Raw genomic sequence first — 1,806 nt, 5'->3', positions numbered from 1 at the left:
GCGGCTCCACCGGATAAAGCGGTTGTATAAAGTCTTGTGCGGACCATACGCCTTCGGGGCATCTTTCCACTGAAGGCCGTTGCGGATCACGTAAACGATCCCGCTCAGAACCCGTCGGTCGTCCACACGCGGACCCCCATGAGCCAGAAGGAAAAACGGCCTGATCCGCTCTATCTGGCGCCCGGATAGCAAAAACACATCACTCACTGGCCCACCCTCCATCGGGAAACCTGTGAATCACAACACCACGCCCAGTTCAGGAAATTAATAAGTCCTGAGCCTAGCACTACAGTTGCATATTATGTTGAGTTCTGAATCTATGGGTAACCATGATTCAGGATATGATGAGTGGCGGTGCGTCTGTTGAAGAGACGCTGGAATTATGGGCGCGCTCGCTTCGGTCCGCCAGGGATCGGATAGCGCCGCTGTTCACGCAAAAACGTGTCGTAGATTCAGCCTGTGCTTTTCCTGATATTTTGATTGGCAATGAACCACGCAAGACGGGATGGATGCGAGCGGAAGCCGCAGGAGATCCCGGTCCATGGCGGCAACAGGCGCTTCTGGGGCGCGGGCACTGGGATGCCGATGCCCTTCGCGATGTCGTCAGGGAGCATGTGGTCGAGCATCCGGGCACTGAAGATGGCGTGCTGGTCATCGATGAGACCGGTTTTCTGAAGAAAGGTCAGGCGTCCTGCGGTGTGGGGCGGCAATATACGGGCTCTGTCGGCAAGATCACGAACTGCCAGATTGGTGTATTTGCCACCTGTGTATCGGCGCGGGGCCACGCCTTTGTTGACCGCGCCCTGTATCTCCCGAAAGACTGGACGTCGAACCGTGAGCGCCTGAAGCAGGCCCACGTTCCCGATGACGTGGTGTTTGCAACCAAACCGGCGTTAGCCTCGATGATGATTGAGCGGAGTATTGAGGCCGGTGTGCCCTTCCGCCGGGTTGCAGCAGACAGCGTGTATGGCGTCGGCGATGTGGAACGCACGCTTCGCCGGGCAGGAACTGGATATGTCCCTGGGGTCAGAGGCAATCACTGGTTCGGGTCATGGGCGACAAGCCCGCTGATTGCAGGAGAAGCCAAAGATATTGCCGCAAATCTTCCAGAGCAGGCCTGGCACCGTCTGTCAGCGGGAAGCGGCACAAAGGGCGAGCGGTTATACGACTGGGCGTATCTTCCGCTTGCCGATCTGGATGCTGAAGAATTTGACTGCCCTATAGCCGGATCATGGACACGTGGCCTGTTGATCCGCCGGAACATCGCCGATGGAGACCTTGCCTGTTTTACGACATGGTGTCCGAAAGGAACAACCATGCAGGAACTCGTGAACGTTGAAGGCACGCGCTGGAGAATCGAAGAATGTTTCGAGACGGCCAAAAACGAATTCGGTCTTGATCATAACGAAACCCGTTCCTGGCATGGATGGCATCGGCATGTCTCCCTGGTCATGCTGGCCTATGCCGTCATGGCCGGTGTCCGTTACCAGGCAAACTCACTGAAATCGAAAAAAACACTGCACCGGACACGACAGTCCTTGTCCGCTGGTCCATACAGGAAATCAGGCGTCTCGTCGTAAAACTCTCACAACGCAGACTGCCCGTAGCCCACATCCTCAGATGGTCTGTCTTTCGACGAACACATCAGGCCACTGCTATCCGCGCTCACTCACAATATAATATGCAACTGTAGTGCTAGCAGCCTGTCGGGTTGGGGTACCCTGTGAAGGGGTAAGGTTGTAAGGTGGTGAGATGAGCAGCTTCATCCCGTCTGACCGGTCTCAGCCGTATCTTCTGCCGCCTGAT

The 1,806-nt window shown here is 56.2% G+C and carries 2 protein-coding genes; one reads left to right on the top strand and one right to left on the bottom strand.

The window, feature by feature from the left end; all coding sequences use genetic code 11:
• A partial coding sequence (locus tag GOB85_RS18670) for a transposase (protein WP_173578858.1) occupies nucleotides 1-207 on the bottom strand: 207 nt, incomplete at its 3' end.
• Nucleotides 208-329: 122 nt separating this feature from the next.
• On the opposite strand from GOB85_RS18670, the gene GOB85_RS18665 reads away from it, so the two are divergent.
• A complete protein-coding gene (locus GOB85_RS18665; protein WP_173578857.1) occupies nucleotides 330-1,580 on the top strand; it encodes an IS701 family transposase in 1,251 nt (416 codons plus the stop codon).
• Nucleotides 1,581-1,806: the final 226 nt, after the last annotated feature.

The sequence above is a fragment of the Acetobacter fallax genome (assembly GCF_011516735.1).
In the GTDB taxonomy this organism is placed as follows: Bacteria; Pseudomonadota; Alphaproteobacteria; order Acetobacterales; family Acetobacteraceae; genus Acetobacter; species Acetobacter fallax.
Note: the sequence above shows the minus strand (reverse complement) of the source record. Positions and strands in the feature narration are given on the sequence as shown.